This is a genomic window from Arthrobacter sp. MDT2-34-1 (assembly GCF_059091365.1).
Map to the genome: position 1 here is coordinate 1 of NZ_JBNHGO010000160.1, position 421 is coordinate 421.

Annotated in this window: 1 protein-coding gene; it reads right to left on the reverse strand. The window is 60.1% G+C overall.

Annotated features, from left to right (window positions below):
- Positions 1 to 105 (reverse strand): Clp protease N-terminal domain-containing protein (locus AC5RVV_RS18170; RefSeq protein ID WP_494002734.1); only part of this gene is annotated, 105 nt, incomplete at its 3' end.
- Between the last annotated feature and the right edge of the window lie 316 nt (positions 106 to 421).

Sequence of the window (421 nt, forward strand, 5' to 3'; positions counted from 1 at the left end):
CTTCAGCAGGTGGGCGGGTTCGATCTGGGGATTGCCGGCCGTCGATGCGTTCATGGCGGCGGCGGAAAGAGCCTCCTGGCTCTTGGTGGTGAACTTGGCGTCCAAAGCGAGCTCCTTCCGAGCACTCTGTGGTCAGAATCAGGGTGAGCCCCGGGCAGCGACACTGCCTCACGAAGCTCCGCGCAACTAAGTTGAGTCTAACTCACTCAACTTAAGCTGTAAAGTTTTCCACAGCGTCCGACCGCCTGCAGCCGGGGCCGAATTGCCTTTCCTGCGGAACCACGTATGGTCAACCGGTAACGGGGCCCATCGCCGCCCCGTGGAAAGGGAACATGATGTCTGAAAAGTCTCAAAAGCCCGGCGCAAAGAAAGCCGCCAGCCGGTCGCTGAAGGAAAAGCGCGCCGAGAAGAAGGCCAAGGT